Below are 16,882 nucleotides of genomic sequence, written 5' to 3'. Positions count from 1 at the left end.
CGCTGGCATGGCAATCGTCGAGTTCGAAACCGAAGGTCACATAGGGATCATCACCATCAACCGGCCTGACGCGCGTAACGCCGTCAACGGCGAGGTCGCCAAAGGCATCGAAGAAGCCATCGACAAGATCGAAGGCGACGACTCGTTGTGGCTGGGCATCCTCACGGGTGTGCCCCCGGTGTTCAGCGCCGGCGCCGATCTCAAGGAGATCAACGCGGGACGCGCCGGCGACCTGCAGACCAAACGGGGCGGGTTCGCCGGGATCACCCGTCGCGAGCGCTCTAAGCCGATCATCGCGGCGGTGGACGGCCCGGCTCTCGCCGGCGGCACGGAGATCACCCTCGCGTGCGACCTGATCGTCGCTTCGACGAGCGCGAGGTTCGGCATCCCAGAAGTCAAGAGATGTCTCGTGGCCGCCGGCGGCGGTCTCTTCCGCCTGCCGCGCAAGCTCCCGTTCAACATCGCCATGGAGCTCACCCTGACCGGAGACCCCATCGACGCCGAGCGGGCCTACCAGTTCGGGCTGGTCAACGTGCTCTGCGAACCCGGCGAAGCGCTTGCCAAGGCCAAGGAGCTTGCCGCCCGCGTGGAGGCGAACGCCCCGGTGGCCGTCCGGGAGTCGCGGAAGGTCGTGTACGCGGCGATGACCGAGGACGAGGACGCCGGCTGGCGCCTTTCCAGCGAGGCGATGGTGAGAGCGATGAGCAGTGAGGACATGAAGGAAGGGCTCACCGCTTTCATCGAGAAGCGCCCGCCGAACTGGGCGGGCAAGTAGCACCCGCGGCCGGCGTAGGGTCTGGCCCGATGAACGTCGACTTCCACTTCGACGTCATGTGCCCCTGGGCTTACCAGACGAGCAAGTGGATCCGCGAGGCGGCGCGGGTCCGCGACATCCAGGTCACGTGGCGGTTCTTCTCGTTGGAGGAGGTGAACCGCGAGGACGGCAAGAAGCACCCCTGGGAGCGCAACTGGTCGTACGGCTGGTCGATGATGCGGGTCGCGGCGCTGCTCCGCCGAGGCGCCGGCGGGCTGGACGGCAATGACGCTGTCGACCGCTTCTACGCCGCCGCCGGCAGAGCCCTCCACGAGGACGGCGTGAAGGTCCACACCCCGGAGGGGGTCGCGGCAGTCCTCACCGAGATCGGCGTCGAACCCGGTCTCGTCGACGCGGCGCTCGCCGACGAGACGACCCACGACGACGTTCGGGCCGATCACGAAGCCGCTGTCGCCCTCGGCGGCTTCGGCGTGCCCACCCTCGTACTTCAAGCGGGTACTCAGCGGACCGCCCTCTTCGGGCCGGTGGTGACTCCGGCGCCGCGGGGCGAGGAGGCCGGCCGCCTGTGGGACCTGGTCGCCGGTTGGACCGAGTTCCCGCACCTCTACGAGCTGAGACGCCCGAAGACCGCCGCCGACTGGGACCACATCGGCGCCAGCTTCACCCCCTACATCGAGGCGCGCGACTGGCGCACTATCGAAAGGCCGGTGGCCTGAATGGCCGAAGCGAGTGGCGCACCGGGGATCGTCGCCGGCAGCAGCGGGACGGACCTGACCGCGCAGCTTTCGGAGGAATGGGACTCGTTACTCGCACTCGGTGACGAGATCGACGATGCGGACTGGCAGCGACCGACTCCCTGCCCCGGCTGGACCGTCGCCGCCCAGTACGCGCACATGATCGGAACCGAGTCGATGCTGCTCGGCAGGCCCAACCCGGAAGTCGACCCGGGCAGGCCCGAACACGTGCGCAACGACATCGGCGGTTTCAACGAGGTCTGGGTCGCAGCGCTCGCCGGCCGCGCCCGCAAGGAGGTCCTGGCGGATTTCGCCGACGTGACCAAGGAGAGGCGCGCAGCGCTTGCCGCCATGAGCGAGGAAGACTTCGCCACCGAATCGTGGACCCCGGTAGGCAAGGCCGACTACCGCCGGTTCATGCAGATCAGGGTTTTCGACTGCTGGGTGCACGAGCAGGACATCCGTGACGCCGTCGGCCGCCCCGGCCACGAGTCAGGCGCTGTGGCAGAGCAATCGGTCGACGAGATCGTGCGGGCGCTGGGTTTCGTGGTCGGCAAGAAGGTCGGCCTCGCGGCCGGCCAGTCGGTCACCTTCCGCCTCACCGGCCCGGTGCAGCGCGAGCTGAACGTCGCCGTGGTCGACGGCCGCGCCAAGGTGGTCCGGACCTTGCCCGACACCGGCGGGCCGGCCACGACGCTCGTGCTTTCGTCGAGCGCCTTCACCCGCCTGGCGTGCGGGCGGGTCGACCCCGGAGGGCTGCTCGGCGGTACCCCATCCGGCGACCTCGGTGGTGTGGAGATCGCCGGTGACGACGAGCTCGGAAGGCGAGTCGTGTCCAACCTCGCCTTCACCATCTAGCACCGGCCGCCCAGTCCGAACGGGCCGGATCAGCGCTTCGAGCGCTGACTCTCGATCAGCTGCTGGGACATTCCGTAGCGGGTCCGGGCCTGGATCGTGGCGGACAGCCCCGGTGCGTTACGCGCGCGGCTGTCGTTTTGCAAGGCTCTAGGTCATGTTCGACGAGTTGCTTGCCGCCAACGCCGGTTACGCCTCACGTTTCACTCACGACGGTATGGAGGCGCGGGCGGTCAAGGCCTTCTGCGTTCTGACCTGCATGGACACCCGGATCGACCCACTATCCATCCTCGGGCTGTCGGTGGGGGACGCGAAGATCCTGCGCAACGCCGGCGGCCGGGTTACCCCCGACGTGCTGCGGTCGATGGTGCTCGCAGCCACGTTCCTCGGCGTGAAAGAGATCGCTGTCATGCATCACACCAAATGCGCTCTCGCTGGTACCGACGATGCAAGCGTTCCCGACGCCATGTCCCAACAACAGCGGGACGCCACCAACGGCTGGTCGTGGCTGTCCATGCCTGACCCGGATGTGGCGCTTGTGGACGACGTGGAAGCCGTCCGCTCGTGCCGGGGCCTGCCGCCCGGCACGACCGTCGAGGGGTGGCGCTACGACGTCGAAACTGGCTTGGTGGCGCGGCTGATCCCGGCCTGAGCGGCCTCTACCTCTTTAGGTCGGCCGAGGGGTACCCTCGAACCCATGACCACTTCGGCCCCTCGCGCCAAGTTCAAGACCTTCGAGGAGTCCACCGCGGAGGACTGGGCGCTCATCTCGCCGCACCTCAACGTGACCCAGAGCTTCGTGCCCGACCGGGTACTCATGCTCCTGCGGGATCTCAAGAGCGACCACGGCGGGTTCCCTGTCGACCGCCTCGAGCACTCCCTCCAGACGGCGACCAGAGCCGAACGAGACGGCCGCGACGAGGAGTACGTCCTCTGCGCACTGTTGCACGACATCGGCGACACGCTCTCCCCGTTCAACCACCCCTCCATAGCGGCTGACATCCTCAAGCCGTTCGTCTCGGAAGCCAACCACTGGATGGTCGAGAAGCACGGCATCTTCCAGGGCTACTACTTCTGGCATCACATAGGGCTGGACCGCAACACCCGCGAGCAGTACCGAGACTCGCCGTACTTCGGGTACACCGAGGAGTTCTGCGCCAAGTACGACCAGACGGCGTTCGATTCCGAGTACAGGAGCGAGCCCCTCGAGCATTTCGAGCCGCTGGTCCGCGCGCGGCTCGTGACGACCGTTCCCGCTCCCTAGCCGCTGTTGGACGCCTTCACGGCGGGGCGACAATCACCCGGTGAACGGGTGCGTCGGAGTGCTCTTGTCGGGCGCGAGAAGATCGAACCCATCGGGGATCTTGAGCATCCCCGGCGCGGTGCCGGGTGAGTCAGTGTCGCCGTACTGCCAGACGATCTGCTTGGTGGTTGGGTTGATACAGACCACCCTGTCGCGGTAGTCGTCGTTGGCACAGATGAGTCCAGTGGGCAAGCGCTCGGCGAGACTGGGGTGGTCGAGCATGCCCTCGCCGGAGGCGACCTTGTAGCTCCAGACGATCTGGCCCTCTCGGGTGAACTCGTAGATGCCACCGGGCCTCGAGTAGTCGGCAACCAGGTAGAGGTCGGGCCCCAGCTGCTGGGGATCGGATACGTATCCGATCATCGGCAGTTTGACCGACCACACGACCTGCCCCGACATGGTCACCTCGTCGATATAGGAGCCGTTGATCTCCGAGACGAGGAAGTTGCCGTCCTGCAGGGGGGTATCGCCGTTGGGATAGGCAACGTCGTTGGGAATGTCGTGCTGGCAGCGCCCGGTATGGCCGATGCTCGACAGGTAGGTGAAGTTGGAGTTGATGAACAGGATCCTGCAGTTCTTGGCGTCCGCGACCGTTATCTTGCCGTCGGCCAACAGGTAGGCGTCGTCGGGCTGGTTGAGGTACCCGGGAGAGCTGCCCGGCTGGTTCGGGTGCCCATAGCTGCCGATGACCTGCCCGGACGGGTATGCGATCTCGAGGATCGTGTTCTGGTCCTCCTGGTTGGTGATGATGGCTGTGCCGTGCTTGGCGAAGAAAGCGTCGTCGGGGAAGTAGAAACCCTGAGGCGGAGCGGGGTGCAGGAGGCTCGGGAAGACCCAGAGGACCTTCTTGTCGGCCGTGACGAGCAGCAGCCTGTCGTTGCCGCGATCGGCGATCAACAGGTCGCCGGAGAAGGGAGCTGCCCCCGTCGCAGCGGCCGCCGGCGTCGTAGAGGACATCCGGGCGACGATGACCGACTGCCCTGGTTGGGCGAGCTGGCCTTCCCCGCCGACGAGGTAGACGGTCTCGCCGAACGCGACGGCGGACATGTCCGACATCGGGAGCGGAATACTGCCTGCTTGCGAAAAAGTCGCCTTTACCGGGTCGAGCTTGTAGACGGTGTCGAGTGCGTTGCCGCCCGAGCGGCCGCCGAAGAGATAGACGGTGCCGCCGAGAGTCGCGGCCGAAGCGTGCGAGATGGGCCGCGGGAGATGGGCGGCGACGGTGGCCGCGTGTGTCTTGAGGTCGATGGTCTGGATGGCGTCGCTCTCTCCGCCGCCGGCGGCTTCACCGCCGAGGACCCAGAGCTTTCCTGCCGTGACAGCGACGGCGGGGTAGCGGACCGGGACCGGCAACCTTCCAATTACGGAGAAAGACGTCCCGTTGCGCGTGGACAGCACGTCCGGCGAAAAGCTCGCCCCGTCGTAGCCGCCGGCGATGTAGACGGTGCCATCAGGCCCGGTAGCTGTCGCAAGGTCCGCGCGCTTCGCGGGAAGCTGGCCGGCCACCGACATCGCAGGCGATCCCGCGGCGCTGTCCGGCGAAAAGGACTGCACCGATTCCGTCAGCGCGGTCGTCCCTCCCCCGAACACGAAGTAGCGACTCCCGATCGCGGCACCCGCGGCGTCGTGCACCGGCACGGGCAGGGTGGCGACGTTCTGGCTGTGGCCGTTCGCCGGATCTATCTGCACGACGGCACCGGTCGTCGAGTTGCCGGTACCGGTGAGTCCTCCGAAGACGTCGATGTTTCCGTCCACGGAGAGGGCTACCGTCCTCGACAGCGGGGACGGGAGCTGCCACGAGGCGATGCTGACCTGCAGCTGAGGGGGATGGCTGGTCTTGGCGACGGTACCTGCTGTCTTCGCCTTGGGGGACCCCTTCGACGAGTCGTTGGTGAGCACCGCAGCAACGACGACGACCGCCAGGGCCGTCGCACCCAGCACCGCCAGGCGCCTGCGGACAAAATCTTGGTGTGTCGGTCGGCGATGCGCTGGCGCGCGACGCGGACCTCGTCGTCCTCCGGGAGTCACATCTGCATCTTGCCCCAACCGGAAGTGCCTGCCACGGCACCCAACTAGAATATTTTTCTAATGGTCACCGCCGGGGGGCGAACCCGCAAGACCTTACGCCGCCGGGCGGACATCCTCGCGGCTGCCCTCGACACGATAGTGGAGACCGGCGAGTCCGGAATGTTCGTCCAAAAGGTGTGCGCCCGTGCCGGCGTGAGCGTCGGCACCCTCTACCATCACTTCGGATCCAAGGATCTCCTGCTGGCGACCCTGCATTACAGCCTGCTCAACGATTATCAGTCCGGTGCCGGAGCCATCCTCGCGGCGGACCCTCGTGCTGAACTCGGGATCAAAGATACTGTCGACTATCACCTCCGCTGGCTCGTCAGGCATCCCCGCCCGGCGACCTTCCTGCTGCAGCATCCATTCGCCGGCTACCGCTCGGACGACGTCGCCGCCGAGCTTCTCGACGAGAACGCCGAGTTCCTGGCCGTCGTGAAGGGATGGCTCGACAAACGGATGGCCGGCGGCGAGCTACGCAAGCTCCCCTTCGAGACGGTCACCGCGGTGCTCATCGGGCCTGTGCACCACTGGGTTCGTTCCGCCCTGTACCGGGGCGTGCCGTCGCAGGCGGCGGTTCGCTCCGCCTCTCTCGAGCTGTCGGGCACGGCTTGGGAGGCGCTCAGACCAGCTGATCTTCGATCTCCTCACCGATCAGGAACGCGCCGTAAGAAGTGAGGGCCTGGTCGGCGCCGTTCACTACGTGGTGAGCACCGGCCTGGGCGTCCCTCCACAACCGCTGAATGGGGCTCTTCAAGGACAGACCCCGCCCGCCGGCGAGCGAGAAGATTGAGTTGGCGGCGTCTGTCGCCCTCTTGGCCGCCATCACCTGGTCCCGCCGGGCACGGGCGCGAACGTCCAGGGGCACCTCTTCGCCCGTCTCGGCGTAGGAGTAGACGTCGCCGAGGTTGTCGAGCATCTGCACTCTTGCCGCGTCCACCTCAGCCGAGGCCTCGGCCAGCCTCGCCATCGTGACAGCCGGCCATATGCGCTTGGCGTCGAAAGGCCCCGTGGAGGGTCCGGGCGGGACGTATCCGCTCACCCGCTGCTTGACCAGGGCGACCGACTCGTCGAGCATCCCCCGGGCCATCCCGACGAGGGGTGCTGTCACCGCGTTGAGGAACATGGATCCCCACGGCACCCGGAACAGCGCGGACCGGTTCACCTCGGTCCCGGGACAATTGTGTGCCTTGAGGTCGGGCCAGCTCATGCTCCTCGCATCGGGGACGAAGGCGCCGTCGACGACGATGTCGTTGCTTCCGGAGCCGCACAGCCCGGCGACGTGCCACACGTCAACGATCTCGTAGTCCTGGCGCGGGAGGAGGAAGTGGCGCATCTCCAGAGGGCGACCTTCGTCGTCGAATACGAATCCACCGACGAACACCCATCGGGCATGCTCACATCCCGAGGAGAAGGACCAGCGTCCCGTGAGCCTGAAGCCCCCTTGCACGCGGCTGGCCTTGCCGACGTAGTTGTAGGAGGAGCTGACCCAGGTGTCGTGGTCATCACCCCAGACTTCCTTCTGCACCTCGTCGGCGTAGAGGCCGATGTGCCAGTTGTGAACCCCTACCACTCCGAGGACCCACCCGGCAGCGCCGTCGAACTGAGACGCCAGCATCATCGCCTCGACGAACACTCTCGGGTCGGCTTCCAGGCCTCCGTAGCGTGCCGGCTGAACCAGGCGCATGGCGCCCGTGTCCCGGAGGATCTTCGCCGTGGCGTCCGACAGTCGGCGTTCCTCGGTGTTGACGGCGGCCTGCGCCTTCAGCTCGGGACCGGCGTCGCGAAGCGCGTTGATGGCGGGATGGACGAATTCACGCATGTTCGAATCTTTTTCTAGAAATGAGTTCTGGTCAAGCGGATCCTGCGCAGCGGTTGCGCAGAGTGAGACCGCCCGCATGTCATGAGTCGCCCTGCCAGGACCTGCTGTCCCACCAGAGGGTGACCAGCTTGCGGTTCTGTACTTCTTCGCCGGAGCGGGCGAGCCACTCGCTGATGAAGGGGTCGTATTCCGATCCGACGCACAAACGCCGTCGCGCGAACGCGACACGCTCGTCGCGCTCCGAGCCGTGCCAGAGGGCCGTTTGCTCGAAGCGCTCCAATTGGACGTCGAACCCGAGTTCCGCCGCGACAGCGGCAGCGTCGTCTGCGGTAGGCACGCTCGGTCTGTCGATGCCGTGGATCTGCTTCCACAAATCGTTGAGGTCGCTTTGGGGGTGCCGCTCTGTCAGCTCCACCACGACCCTCCGTCTTGCGTGGCGGTCGAGGGCGCCGAAAAGTCCGGCCAGGTTCGCGACGTTGTAGGCGACGTGGTGGCAGACCGCAACGTCCGTCACCGGCGCTTCTATCTCCGTATCCGGCCACTGGCCTTTGATCTCGCGGTGTTCGGCGCCCACCCGCTCAGCTCCCTGCACGAAGGCGTGGAGCATCTCATCGCTCACGTCCACTGCGAACACTGTCCTCGCGGGCGGAACGAGCGGCAAGCTGGCCGCGCCTGCGCCAGCGCCGACATCCAACACCGATCCTCCCGGTGGCAGTGCCTCGCGGGCGCGCGCTCGTGACGGGCTCTCGGTGGTGGTGGCAAGGGCATGTGCCGCAGCTCTCTCGAAGAGTGCTCTCGGGCATCCCCACGGCGACTCTGGAGCTCGGGCGAGTATTTCAGGAGGGATGGCCCACGCTTCGAGCGCCTGCCGCCAGGCGGCTGCTGCGCTTCCGCTTCGCTCACCCATTCTAAGGCTGTGAGCCTAACTGCACAGCCCCGGCTGGGCGTGCCCGCCGATCGCGCCGGCCATGCGGTACTCCAGCAACGGTTTGAGCCGCACGCTTGAGCCTCGTTTGTGTCGCCAGCATCCGGGTCTGGATTACCCCGAAGGCTCGTGCTCACCGCCAGCTCGATGGCCCCCAAGCGACCAGGACCAGAGTTCAGTCCCGGTCGGCAGGAACAGCTGACTCGATCGTCTCGAACAGGTCCAGGAGGGCCCCGACACCACTCAGGTCGAGAAGTCGCCGGATGATCCCGCCGCCTGCAGGCGCCACCACCCGCATCGACCCGCCGGACTCGGCTATCCGGTTCTGGGCGCTGACGAGACTCCTCAACCCTTCCGCCCCCAGGAAGGTGACGCCCCGCAGGTCGATGACGACCACGCCGCTCGCTGCACCGCCCGGTCCGGCGTGGGCCCGGGCGCGCTCGATGGCCGATTCGAGGTCGCCCACGGTGCTGATGTCGATTTCGCCCGCCACGTGCACGATCGAGACATCACGCAGTTCCTCGACGTTGGTCGTCAAGTCTCTACTCGGCTGGTCGCCGGGCGCGCCCGTATCACCGGAGGGCATGTCTTCAGCTTCTCGGTACTCCGGCTGCGGTTCAATAGGCGAAGATTCATATCGGAAATGCAGTGTCGGCGTGGGCACGAATAGCGTTCTCGGGCCCCTGCATGCCGAAGGGATGTTGCGGGTATGTCCGGTAAAGAGGGGTTAGGTGGGTCGGTCCAGCGCAAGCCCGGGTCGAGTCAGGCCAGTCGAAAGGGCCAGGAGGTAACGGCGATCGGGAACCCGCGGGTATGACAGCCAAGCCGGACGACTGGCGGCTCCCCGCAGGTCGTCTCGTCGATGTTGGCTCCCGAGGCGAAATGTTCGTCCGCGAGGCCCCGGGGCGCCCCGGCGCCCCTGCTGTCGTGCTTCTGCACGGCTGGACGTCCACCGCGGACATCACCTGGTACGGCGTGTTCGGTCTCCTCGGTGAGCACTTCCGGGCGGTCGCGCCCGACCTGCGAGGCCACGGCCTCGGACCACGACACGGGCGCAAGGCGAGCCTCGACGACGTCGTCGAGGACGTGGCAGCGCTCATCCGCACGCTGGACCTGGCGCCAGCGGCGGTGGTGGGGTACTCGCTCGGTGGCGCTGTCGCCCAGCGTCTCGCCCGTGAACACGATGACCTGGTCGCAGGAGTGGTGCTGTGCGCATCGGCAGCGCGCTTTACGGCCGTCCCGATCACGGCGCGCTGGACCCGGATCTTCAACGGGATCTGCAGGTTCGCCTCGATGCTGCCCGATGCGGTCTCCGCTGTGGTCGCTGAAGCCATCATGCGACTTCTATACGGATGGGACGGGTTCCAACGATGGGCGTTGCCCTTGATGAGGCGCCACCGCTGGAGCAACGTGCTCTACCTTGCCGCGGATCTGGCTACCTACGATGCCAGCGAGTGGATCGGAGAGATACAGGCACCGATGGCGGTGCTCCTGACGGCAGACGACGTTCACGTCCCGACCGACAGGCAAGCCCATCTTGCAGGTGTCTGCGGTGCAAGAGTGTTCGAGATGTCCGGAGGGCACAGCGCTTGCCTGAGTGACCCAGACCACTTTGCATCGGTCCTCCTGGAGGCATGCGAGCACGTCCTGGGGGTGCAGGCGAGTCGCTGCGGTCCCCGTCCGGAGGGAACCGAGCTGCCGACACCGTTCCGTGCCGAATCGGCATAGAGGGTGGCGCTTCTGGGCGAGGCGGGCCTTCGAAATCGTCATGGTGGCCCTGGCTGCCGTGTTCGTCATACGCAGGATCCCGAAACTCGCCGCGGTCGGATCCCTCGTCGTAGGCGTCCATTGGGAGTGGTTGCTCGCCGGCGGCGCAGCCGAGGCTCTGTCGATCCTCTCGCTCTCGCTGCTCCAGCAGCGGCTGATCGATGCCACCGGTACGGCCGTGTCTTTTCCGCGCATGATCCCTATAACGCTGGCCTCGAACGCGGTTGCGATGTCGATCCCGGCGGGCGTGCTCGTCGCCGAGGGATACGTGTTCCGCCAGTATCGACGTGTGGGGGCCAGCAGGGTTGGTGCCGCGTGGGCGGAATTGTCCGCCGGGGCCATCGCGTTCGCAGCCCTGACCCTGGTCGCTTTCGTAGGGTCTGTGGTGGTCGGCGGCGAGCTACGCGACATCCTGGTCGGCCCGCTGGCGATTGTGATGGTGGGCGCCGCGCTGGCGGCCTTGCTGTTCCAGCGCACCGAGCTTCTCGGGAAGCTCGTGGACCGGGCCATTCGCCTCACGCAGCGGCACGCTCCGGACTCAATACAGACCCGGCTGTACCGCGCACAGAAGGCGGTCGCCGAGATGAAGGACATCCGACCGGAGCCTCGGGTCTGGGCTCTCGGCGCGTCAGCGGCCGTGGCGAACTGGATTCTCGACACGTTCGTTCTGGCCAGCGCGATCCTTGCCATCGGGATCCACGTGCCATGGAGCTCGCTTCTCGTGGTGTATGCGGGCGCACAATTGCTGGCCGAACTCCCGATCACACCGGGCGGGCTAGGTATCGTTGAGGGGGGACTCGTCACGATGCTCGCTCGTTCGCACCTCCCGGCTGCCCCGGCAACCGCAGCAGTCGTCCTGTACCGCGGCTTGAGCTTCTGGCTGCTGGTCGCCGTCGGATGGGTGGCAGCCGCCCGCCTGAGGGCGAGCGAATGATGGCGGAGTGCGCGGTGACCGCCCTTTGTTTCTGGCTTCCCGGGCATGGGTACTGAGGGCATCGTGGTCGGTGTCGTGACTGACAGCGCGGCATCGATCGCGCCGGATCTCGCCAGCAGCTGTAGGGTCGCGATAGCGCCGTTGTCACTGGACATCGACGGGGTCCCCTGCACCGACGACAGCGTCGGGATAGACGAGGTTGCCCGGCTCGTTCGCGAAGGCTCGACGGTCAAGACAGCCGCCCCGACTCCTGGCGCCTTCCTGTCGGCGATCGAAGAAGCGGACCAGGGCCGAGGGGTTGTCGTCATAACAGTGGGCGGGTCGTTCTCGAGTACCGGTGACTCGGCGCGGCTTGCCGCCGGTATGACCGATGCCCGGGTGGAGGTGATCGACAGCGGAACGGCTGCCGGCGCTGAAGGTCTCGTCGTCCTGGCAGCCGCACAGGCGGCGATCGACGGCGCACCGTTCGACGAAGTCATCCGGTCCGCGTCCGAAGCGCGACGCCGGGTGCGGCTCGTTGCAGAGGTCGGCGATCTCACGTACCTGATCCGGGGAGGACGGGTTCCAAGCCCTCTGGGTGCGATCGGCAACGCCGTCGGGGTCCGCCCGGTATTCGAGCTGCGCCGAGGCAACGTCCGGCCGATGCGGCCGGTGTTCTCGCCGAACGCGGCGTTCGATCTCATGATCTCCTCGTGGCGAAAGTCGAAGCGGCCGGGGCACCGGCTCCACGTTGCCGGCCTGCACGTGGGAGCGCCGGAGGAAGCGGAGAAGCTGCTGGCTGCGGTTTGCGAGGTCGTCGAGCCGGTCACTCGTTTCGCCGCTCCGTTCGGTCCGGCGATGGTCGCTCACACCGGTCCGGACCTGCGGGGACTCGCTTGGTGGTGGGAGCCGGAAACCGGTTCCTGAGTATGAAACGCCGCAAGGGCCCTTGCCGGCGCCTGCCAGCGCCTGTGCTGATCGTCGCCTCCTACCTGCTGGGCTCGACCCCGTTCACCAATATCGCCGCCCGGCGGCTCGAGGGTGTGGACCTGAGGAATGTCGGCACCGGGACCGTCTCGGGCACCAGCCTGCACCAGGTAGCCGGTTTCGGTCCCCTCGCCGTAGTCGGTTGCATGGAACTTGCCAAGGGTGCTGCAGTTCCGCTTCTGGCGCGTAGGCGCGGCGCCCGCCTCGGAGCGCTCGCAGCGTTCGCCGCGGTCGCCGGTCACAACTGGTCGCCGTTTCTGCGGCTTCAAGGGGGCCGAGGCGTGTCGGTGGCGTTGGGAGCTTGTCTCGCCACTGCGCCCGAAGGCGCCGTCGTCCTCGGAGCAGGGCTGGGCGGTGGCCGGCTTGCCCGACAGTCCGGAGCCGGTTGCGCGCTCGCGATCGGTGCGCTGCCCCTCGTCCTCTGGAAGAGCCGGGGACGCGACGGGCTTCTCCTCGGAACCTCACTCGCGCTGCCACTCGCTGCCAAACGTCTGGCGGGTAACTTCCCGCCTCCCAGGCGCGACATGCGCTCCTACGTGCACCGGCTGCTGTTCGATTGCGACCGACCGGCGCAGCAGCGCCACGTTGCGGCGTCACCGACGGCGCCCGGTGGGTCCGTCGGGGGGTTCAGGCCAAAGAGCTGAAGGCCGCCGAGAGCAGCCCGCTCCCGTGGCGTCGGCACAGCATCACTGAGGCACCGATCCCGGCGGCCACCCACATCCAGCCGGCGAGTTGGTGCGCGCCCAGGTACACCGGTAGGGAGAACGAGAGCAACATGAGCAGCGTTGTAGCCCCGCTGGCCAGGTAGGTGATCGTCCACACCAGCGACAGCCGGGTGACCAGGCCACGCCGGCCCGCCAAGTCATCCGCCAGATGAGGGACCATGTCACGCGCGAGACGGACGATCAGGGGCTCCTTGGTCGCCATCGTCGCCAGGAACAAAAGCCCGAACACGCCGGTTTCTGCGACAGGCAGCACGAAGTAGACGAACACGTGCCCGGACGCAATCGCGCCCACCGCACGCAAGGTCACGAGCAGGACCGTCATGAGCAACATGCCGCTCACCCGGCGCCTGCGGAGGTACTGGTAGCCGGCGGTCAGGTACGCGTAGGCCACCGACACGCCGATCCCCCACGCTACGGATCCGGCGGCCATAGCAATGTAGAAGAGCAGCAGCGGCACGACGGTCGTCGTACCGATAACCGGCAGCGCCCGCCAGAGCATGCGAAGTCCCGCCCGCAGCACTCCTAGACCATAACCAACGCCTTCGGCGGGTTGGTCGCGCGCCCCGTCTGGGACACCCACCAGAGACTCCTCCGGCGCCTGCTCGCCGGTCGCTCTCGCCTTCATGGCTGCTCGATCGGCCAGATGCTTCTCTCGACCTGGCCGACTGAAGAGGTTTCGGTGACCTTCGGCCCTGGTTGACAACCGACCTGCACAGGCATCGTTGAACCAGTGGCACATCGCTTCAGGCGCAAGGCGTACCTTCATGGCGTCATCAGTTCGATGATGCTGGTGGCCCTCACCGGCTTAGTAGCAGCGTGCGCGTCAAGCGGCCCGACCCCATTGCAGTCCCCGACGACGACCGCCACCCCGACCCAATCGGCGTCGCCCAACGTCAGCAGAGCGGCATCCGAGCTAGAGCAGGCCTTCGTGGCGGTAGTGGCGAAGGTTCGCCCCCAGGTCGTACAGATATCGACCTCCAGCGGGCTCGGGTCCGGGGTGATCTACGACAACGCAGGCGATATCGTCACCAACGCCCACGTCGTCGGCTCGGCCACCACCTTTACGGTGCAGCTCCTCAACGGTGATCGGTTGCCGGCCACTCTGCTCGGGAGCTACGCCCCCGACGACCTGGCAGTCATCAAGGTCAAAGGTGCCAGCAACCTTGCCGCCGCGACGTTCGGCGATTCGGACGCATTACAGATAGGCGACATCGTCTTCGCTGTCGGCAACCCGCTGGGCCTTTCCAGCTCCGTGACCGACGGAATCGTCAGCTACAACGGCCGGCCGGTCAGCGAAGGAAACGGCGTCGTGCTCCCCTCCACCATCCAGACGAGCGCAGCGATCAATCCCGGCAACAGCGGCGGAGCGTTGGTCGACCTGGCCGGGGAAGTCATCGGCATCCCCACCCTGGCGGCCGCCGATCAACAAGGAGGAGGCACCATACCGGGGATCGGCTTTGCCATCCCCTCCAACACCGTCAAGCTGATCGCCGCCCAACTCATCAGCTCAGGCCGGGTCACCCGCAGCGACCGAGCTTCACTCGACATCGCCGCGGCCGACGCCGTCGACCAGAACGGACAGCGGGTCGGCGCCATAGTTGTCAGCGTCACAGCGGGAGGCAGCGCAGCCACCGCAGGGATCGTTCCCGGCGAACTCATCACCGCCGTCGACGGTAACAAGGTCACCTCGCTCACCGAGATGCAGGCCATCCTGGCCCAACTCGCACCGGGCAAGACGGTCACAGTCGACCTGGTCAGCCAGAGCGGAACCAAACGCACCGTCACCGCCGTGCTCAGCCAACTCCAGGGATGAACGATCCCGCGGTCCGACCGAGAGCCCTCAGATTCGCGACCTGAAGATGTGCCCTTCGCCCCTGACACGAACAAGCCGCACGACCACATGATGCGTTGAGGGCTCGCCATTCCTTGGGCAGCCCTGCAGGAGGTCGCGATGTCAATATCCGCCCCATACCCGGCGCAGCTGGAGTTCCACGGGGATCGCCACGTCACCTGGTGGAAGCCATTGGTGCAGTGGTTGCTGGCAGTTCCCCAGCTCATGATCGCCAGCGCTCTGCGAAGCCTGCGGGAGATCCTGATCCTGATCAGTCTCTTCACGGTGTTGTTTACCGAACGCATCCCGAAGCCGTTGTTCGACATGATCGCTACCACATACCGCTACGAGTGGCGGGCGTTCAGCTACGCGCTGTTCCTCCATGAGGACTACCCGCCATTCGATTTCGATCCGACCGCGACAGATGACGGGGTCGAACCGCACACCACGCTGAGCATCGCCTACCCGGAGCATCTCGACCGTTGGAAGCCGCTCTACAAGTGGTTCCTGGCCATCCCGCACTATGTGGTGCTGGCCGTGCTCGCGATCGGAGCGGTGTTCGCGCTGGTTGGAGGGTTCGTCACGGTGCTCTTCACCGGCGAGTACCCCGAGAGCCTTCGGAATTACCTGGTCGGCGTCTACCGCTACGCCCTGCGGGTCGAGGCATACGCAGGACTGCTCACCGACGAATACCCACCATTCCACCTGGCCGCCTGACCGGCTACGGGAGCCATGTCGTGGGTGCCACCAACCTTGCGACCACCGACGAACCGCGGGCCCGTCGGTGACTGCTGCGACGATCGAGCGCCACCGGTCACAGCGCTCCGGTTGGCTGCGTGCTGCCGTCCTGGGCGCGGACGACGGCCTGGTCTCCACCGCCGCCCTGCTGATCGGGGTCGCGGCGTCGGGAGCGTCTCGCAACTCGATCCTTACCGCCGGTGTCGCCGCACTGAGCGCCGGGGCGATGGCCATGGCCATCGGCGAGTGGGTATCGGTCAGCGCCCAGGCTGACACCGAACGGGCGGATCGCGCTCGCGAACGATCAGAACTGGCCCAGGACCCGGAAGCAGAACTACGCGAGCTGACCTCCCTATACCAGGCCCGCGGCCTACCCCCCGAACTAGCTGCCCAAGTAGCAGCCTCCCTACACGCGTCCGATCCGCTCGGCGCGCACCTTCGCGACGAACTCGGCCACACGCCGTCCACCGCGGCCAAACCATTCCAGGCGGCAGCCGCCTCGGCGGCCAGCTTTGCGGTCGGAGCCGCCATCCCGCTCCTAACTGCCGCGATCGGCCCAGCCGGATCTCGTATGGCGGTGATCGCCGCGATCACCTTGGCCGCCCTGTGCGCCTTGGGCGCGCTAGGCGCTCTGCTGGGCGGCGCCCGACGACTGCGGGCCACCCTGAGAGTCGGCGCAGGCGGCGCCGTAGCGATGGCAGTGACCTACGGCATCGGCTTCCTATTCGGAGCCGGGACCTGACCCGGGGCGGCGGGTACCACCCGGGTAGGTGTCGGCCATGCCGCACTCTCACCCCTTGACGTGGATCGACGATGATGGAGCGCGTGCTCTGGGACGACTTCTCAGATCGCCCCGGGAGTAGGTGTGTCACCAGGCCGCCGGACGTTTCGAGCGCGACCAACCATTGGTGTTTGAGGGCAGACTGAGCCCCGTGCGGCTGGAGATCCACGTCCGACCGAATTCGTCGCGGACCCGGGTCGGTGGAACCCACGATGGCGCTTTGGTGGTACGCGTCGCTACACCCGCCGAGAGTGGCAGAGCGACTCGGGCAGCGCTCGCGGCCGTCGCGGACGCTCTCGGTGTACCCCGCGGCTCAGTCACGCTGGTTCGTGGACCCACGAGTCGCAGGAAGGTGCTCGACGTCGCCACCAACCCAACCGATGAAGACTTTCTGCTCGAGCGCTTGCGCCAAGTACTCACGAGCGAGAACTGACTCGCCTCCCGGGCGGTATGGGCGATCTAGTCGGCGCCGCCGCGGCCCGCGCCAGCCGCGTGGCATTGCCTGAAGAGCGACGTCGGACAATCGGCATGGATGTCAGGCGCAGTCGGCTCCATGGGAGGATCAGTTGTCTGCTTCGACAGCCTCCGTGTACGGGAGGCGCTCGTCACGGTGACAAGTACCATCCCGTTCGGCATGTGGGCACGCCGGCGGCGCCGGG

General features: G+C 66.8%; 18 protein-coding genes. 13 read left to right on the top strand and 5 right to left on the bottom strand.

Annotated features, from left to right (window positions below; translation table 11 throughout):
- The first annotated feature begins 7 nt into the window (after positions 1 to 7).
- From VNF71_00285 to VNF71_00265, 5 genes are all read left to right on the top strand, one after another.
- Positions 8 to 775, top strand: coding sequence for a crotonase/enoyl-CoA hydratase family protein (locus tag VNF71_00285; GenBank protein HVA72987.1), 768 nt, complete (start codon positions 8 to 10; stop codon positions 773 to 775).
- A 29-nt stretch (positions 776 to 804) separates the two neighbouring features.
- Positions 805 to 1,491, top strand: coding sequence for a DsbA family protein (locus tag VNF71_00280; protein HVA72986.1), 687 nt, complete (start codon positions 805 to 807; stop codon positions 1,489 to 1,491).
- Positions 1,492 to 2,367: a maleylpyruvate isomerase family mycothiol-dependent enzyme gene (locus VNF71_00275; protein HVA72985.1), complete on the top strand. Its 876-nt coding sequence runs from the start codon at positions 1,492 to 1,494 to the stop codon at positions 2,365 to 2,367.
- Between the two features lie 154 nt (positions 2,368 to 2,521).
- Positions 2,522 to 3,016, top strand: a complete 495-nt coding sequence (locus VNF71_00270; GenBank protein ID HVA72984.1) for a carbonic anhydrase — start codon at positions 2,522 to 2,524, stop codon at positions 3,014 to 3,016.
- 45 nt (positions 3,017 to 3,061) lie between these two features.
- Positions 3,062 to 3,628 (top strand): HD domain-containing protein, encoded by a 567-nt coding sequence (locus VNF71_00265; protein ID HVA72983.1) that lies wholly within the window; start codon positions 3,062 to 3,064, stop codon positions 3,626 to 3,628.
- Positions 3,629 to 3,661: 33 nt separating this feature from the next.
- Here VNF71_00265 and VNF71_00260 read toward each other — a convergent pair whose 3' ends face one another.
- Positions 3,662 to 5,608 carry a kelch repeat-containing protein gene (locus tag VNF71_00260; GenBank protein ID HVA72982.1) on the bottom strand — a complete coding sequence of 649 codons (1,947 nt, stop codon included), beginning with the start codon at positions 5,606 to 5,608 and terminating at the stop codon, positions 3,662 to 3,664.
- Between the two features lie 147 nt (positions 5,609 to 5,755).
- Here VNF71_00260 and VNF71_00255 point away from each other — a divergent pair, with 147 nt between their 5' ends.
- On the top strand, positions 5,756 to 6,412 hold the full coding sequence (locus VNF71_00255; GenBank protein ID HVA72981.1) for a TetR/AcrR family transcriptional regulator: 657 nt from the start codon (positions 5,756 to 5,758) through the stop codon (positions 6,410 to 6,412).
- On the opposite strand, the gene VNF71_00250 is transcribed toward VNF71_00255, so the two are convergent.
- From VNF71_00250 to VNF71_00240, 3 genes are all read right to left on the bottom strand, one after another.
- Positions 6,357 to 7,556 (bottom strand): hypothetical protein, encoded by a 1,200-nt coding sequence (locus tag VNF71_00250; GenBank protein ID HVA72980.1) that lies wholly within the window; start codon positions 7,554 to 7,556, stop codon positions 6,357 to 6,359. The genes VNF71_00255 and VNF71_00250 overlap by 56 nt on opposite strands.
- Positions 7,557 to 7,635: 79 nt before the next feature.
- Positions 7,636 to 8,463, bottom strand: coding sequence for a methyltransferase domain-containing protein (locus VNF71_00245; GenBank protein HVA72979.1), 828 nt, complete (start codon positions 8,461 to 8,463; stop codon positions 7,636 to 7,638).
- 193 nt (positions 8,464 to 8,656) lie between these two features.
- Positions 8,657 to 9,067, bottom strand: a complete 411-nt coding sequence (locus VNF71_00240; protein HVA72978.1) for an STAS domain-containing protein — start codon at positions 9,065 to 9,067, stop codon at positions 8,657 to 8,659.
- Positions 9,068 to 9,363: 296 nt separating this feature from the next.
- Here VNF71_00240 and VNF71_00235 point away from each other — a divergent pair, with 296 nt between their 5' ends.
- Genes VNF71_00235 through VNF71_00220 form a run of 4 tightly spaced genes read left to right on the top strand, consistent with a single transcriptional unit; the run spans position 9,364 to position 12,792 of the window.
- Complete coding sequence (locus VNF71_00235; GenBank protein ID HVA72977.1) at positions 9,364 to 10,209, top strand: alpha/beta hydrolase; 846 nt, start codon at positions 9,364 to 9,366, stop codon at positions 10,207 to 10,209.
- A 40-nt stretch (positions 10,210 to 10,249) separates the two neighbouring features.
- On the top strand, positions 10,250 to 11,182 hold the full coding sequence (locus VNF71_00230) for a lysylphosphatidylglycerol synthase transmembrane domain-containing protein (GenBank protein HVA72976.1): 933 nt from the start codon (positions 10,250 to 10,252) through the stop codon (positions 11,180 to 11,182).
- A gap of 45 nt (positions 11,183 to 11,227) precedes the next feature.
- A complete protein-coding gene (locus tag VNF71_00225) occupies positions 11,228 to 12,088 on the top strand; it encodes a DegV family protein (protein HVA72975.1) in 861 nt (286 codons plus the stop codon).
- 2 nt (positions 12,089 to 12,090) lie between these two features.
- Entirely contained in the window at positions 12,091 to 12,792 is a 702-nt protein-coding gene (locus VNF71_00220; GenBank protein ID HVA72974.1) for a glycerol-3-phosphate acyltransferase, read from the top strand.
- Here the strand turns inward: VNF71_00220 and VNF71_00215 are convergent.
- On the bottom strand, positions 12,776 to 13,498 hold the full coding sequence (locus tag VNF71_00215) for a hypothetical protein (GenBank protein ID HVA72973.1): 723 nt from the start codon (positions 13,496 to 13,498) through the stop codon (positions 12,776 to 12,778). The genes VNF71_00220 and VNF71_00215 overlap by 17 nt on opposite strands.
- A gap of 105 nt (positions 13,499 to 13,603) precedes the next feature.
- On the opposite strand from VNF71_00215, the gene VNF71_00210 reads away from it, so the two are divergent.
- From VNF71_00210 to VNF71_00200, 3 genes are all read left to right on the top strand, one after another.
- Entirely contained in the window at positions 13,604 to 14,686 is a 1,083-nt protein-coding gene (locus VNF71_00210; protein HVA72972.1) for a trypsin-like peptidase domain-containing protein, read from the top strand.
- A gap of 138 nt (positions 14,687 to 14,824) precedes the next feature.
- Positions 14,825 to 15,421 carry a DUF4389 domain-containing protein gene (locus tag VNF71_00205; protein HVA72971.1) on the top strand — a complete coding sequence of 199 codons (597 nt, stop codon included), beginning with the start codon at positions 14,825 to 14,827 and terminating at the stop codon, positions 15,419 to 15,421.
- 67 nt (positions 15,422 to 15,488) lie between these two features.
- Positions 15,489 to 16,184, top strand: a complete 696-nt coding sequence (locus tag VNF71_00200) for a VIT1/CCC1 transporter family protein (GenBank protein ID HVA72970.1) — start codon at positions 15,489 to 15,491, stop codon at positions 16,182 to 16,184.
- Positions 16,185 to 16,882 lie beyond the last annotated feature (698 nt).

It is taken from the genome of Acidimicrobiales bacterium (assembly GCA_035533095.1).
GTDB lineage: Bacteria > Actinomycetota > Acidimicrobiia > Acidimicrobiales > Palsa-688 > DATLUM01.
The sequence above is the reverse complement of the archived record's forward strand: the minus strand, read 5'-3'. Positions and strand labels throughout refer to the sequence as shown.

Bases quoted from the DNA above. Each gene is read 5' to 3' on its own strand.
- VNF71_00285 (HVA72987.1), top strand. From the start codon at position 8: ATGGCAATCGTCGAGTTCGAAACCGAAGGTCACATAGGGATCATCACC.
- VNF71_00280 (HVA72986.1), top strand. From the start codon at position 805: ATGAACGTCGACTTCCACTTCGACGTCATGTGCCCCTGGGCTTACCAG.
- VNF71_00275 (HVA72985.1), top strand. From the start codon at position 1,492: ATGGCCGAAGCGAGTGGCGCACCGGGGATCGTCGCCGGCAGCAGCGGG.
- VNF71_00270 (HVA72984.1), top strand. From the start codon at position 2,522: ATGTTCGACGAGTTGCTTGCCGCCAACGCCGGTTACGCCTCACGTTTC.
- VNF71_00265 (HVA72983.1), top strand. From the start codon at position 3,062: ATGACCACTTCGGCCCCTCGCGCCAAGTTCAAGACCTTCGAGGAGTCC.
- VNF71_00255 (HVA72981.1), top strand. From the start codon at position 5,756: ATGGTCACCGCCGGGGGGCGAACCCGCAAGACCTTACGCCGCCGGGCG.
- VNF71_00250 (HVA72980.1), bottom strand. From the start codon at position 7,556: ATGCGTGAATTCGTCCATCCCGCCATCAACGCGCTTCGCGACGCCGGT.
- VNF71_00245 (HVA72979.1), bottom strand. From the start codon at position 8,463: ATGGGTGAGCGAAGCGGAAGCGCAGCAGCCGCCTGGCGGCAGGCGCTC.
- VNF71_00240 (HVA72978.1), bottom strand. From the start codon at position 9,067: ATGCCCTCCGGTGATACGGGCGCGCCCGGCGACCAGCCGAGTAGAGAC.
- VNF71_00235 (HVA72977.1), top strand. From the start codon at position 9,364: ATGTTCGTCCGCGAGGCCCCGGGGCGCCCCGGCGCCCCTGCTGTCGTG.
- VNF71_00230 (HVA72976.1), top strand. From the start codon at position 10,250: ATGGTGGCCCTGGCTGCCGTGTTCGTCATACGCAGGATCCCGAAACTC.
- VNF71_00225 (HVA72975.1), top strand. From the start codon at position 11,228: ATGGGTACTGAGGGCATCGTGGTCGGTGTCGTGACTGACAGCGCGGCA.
- VNF71_00220 (HVA72974.1), top strand. From the start codon at position 12,091: ATGAAACGCCGCAAGGGCCCTTGCCGGCGCCTGCCAGCGCCTGTGCTG.
- VNF71_00215 (HVA72973.1), bottom strand. From the start codon at position 13,498: ATGAAGGCGAGAGCGACCGGCGAGCAGGCGCCGGAGGAGTCTCTGGTG.
- VNF71_00205 (HVA72971.1), top strand. From the start codon at position 14,825: ATGTCAATATCCGCCCCATACCCGGCGCAGCTGGAGTTCCACGGGGAT.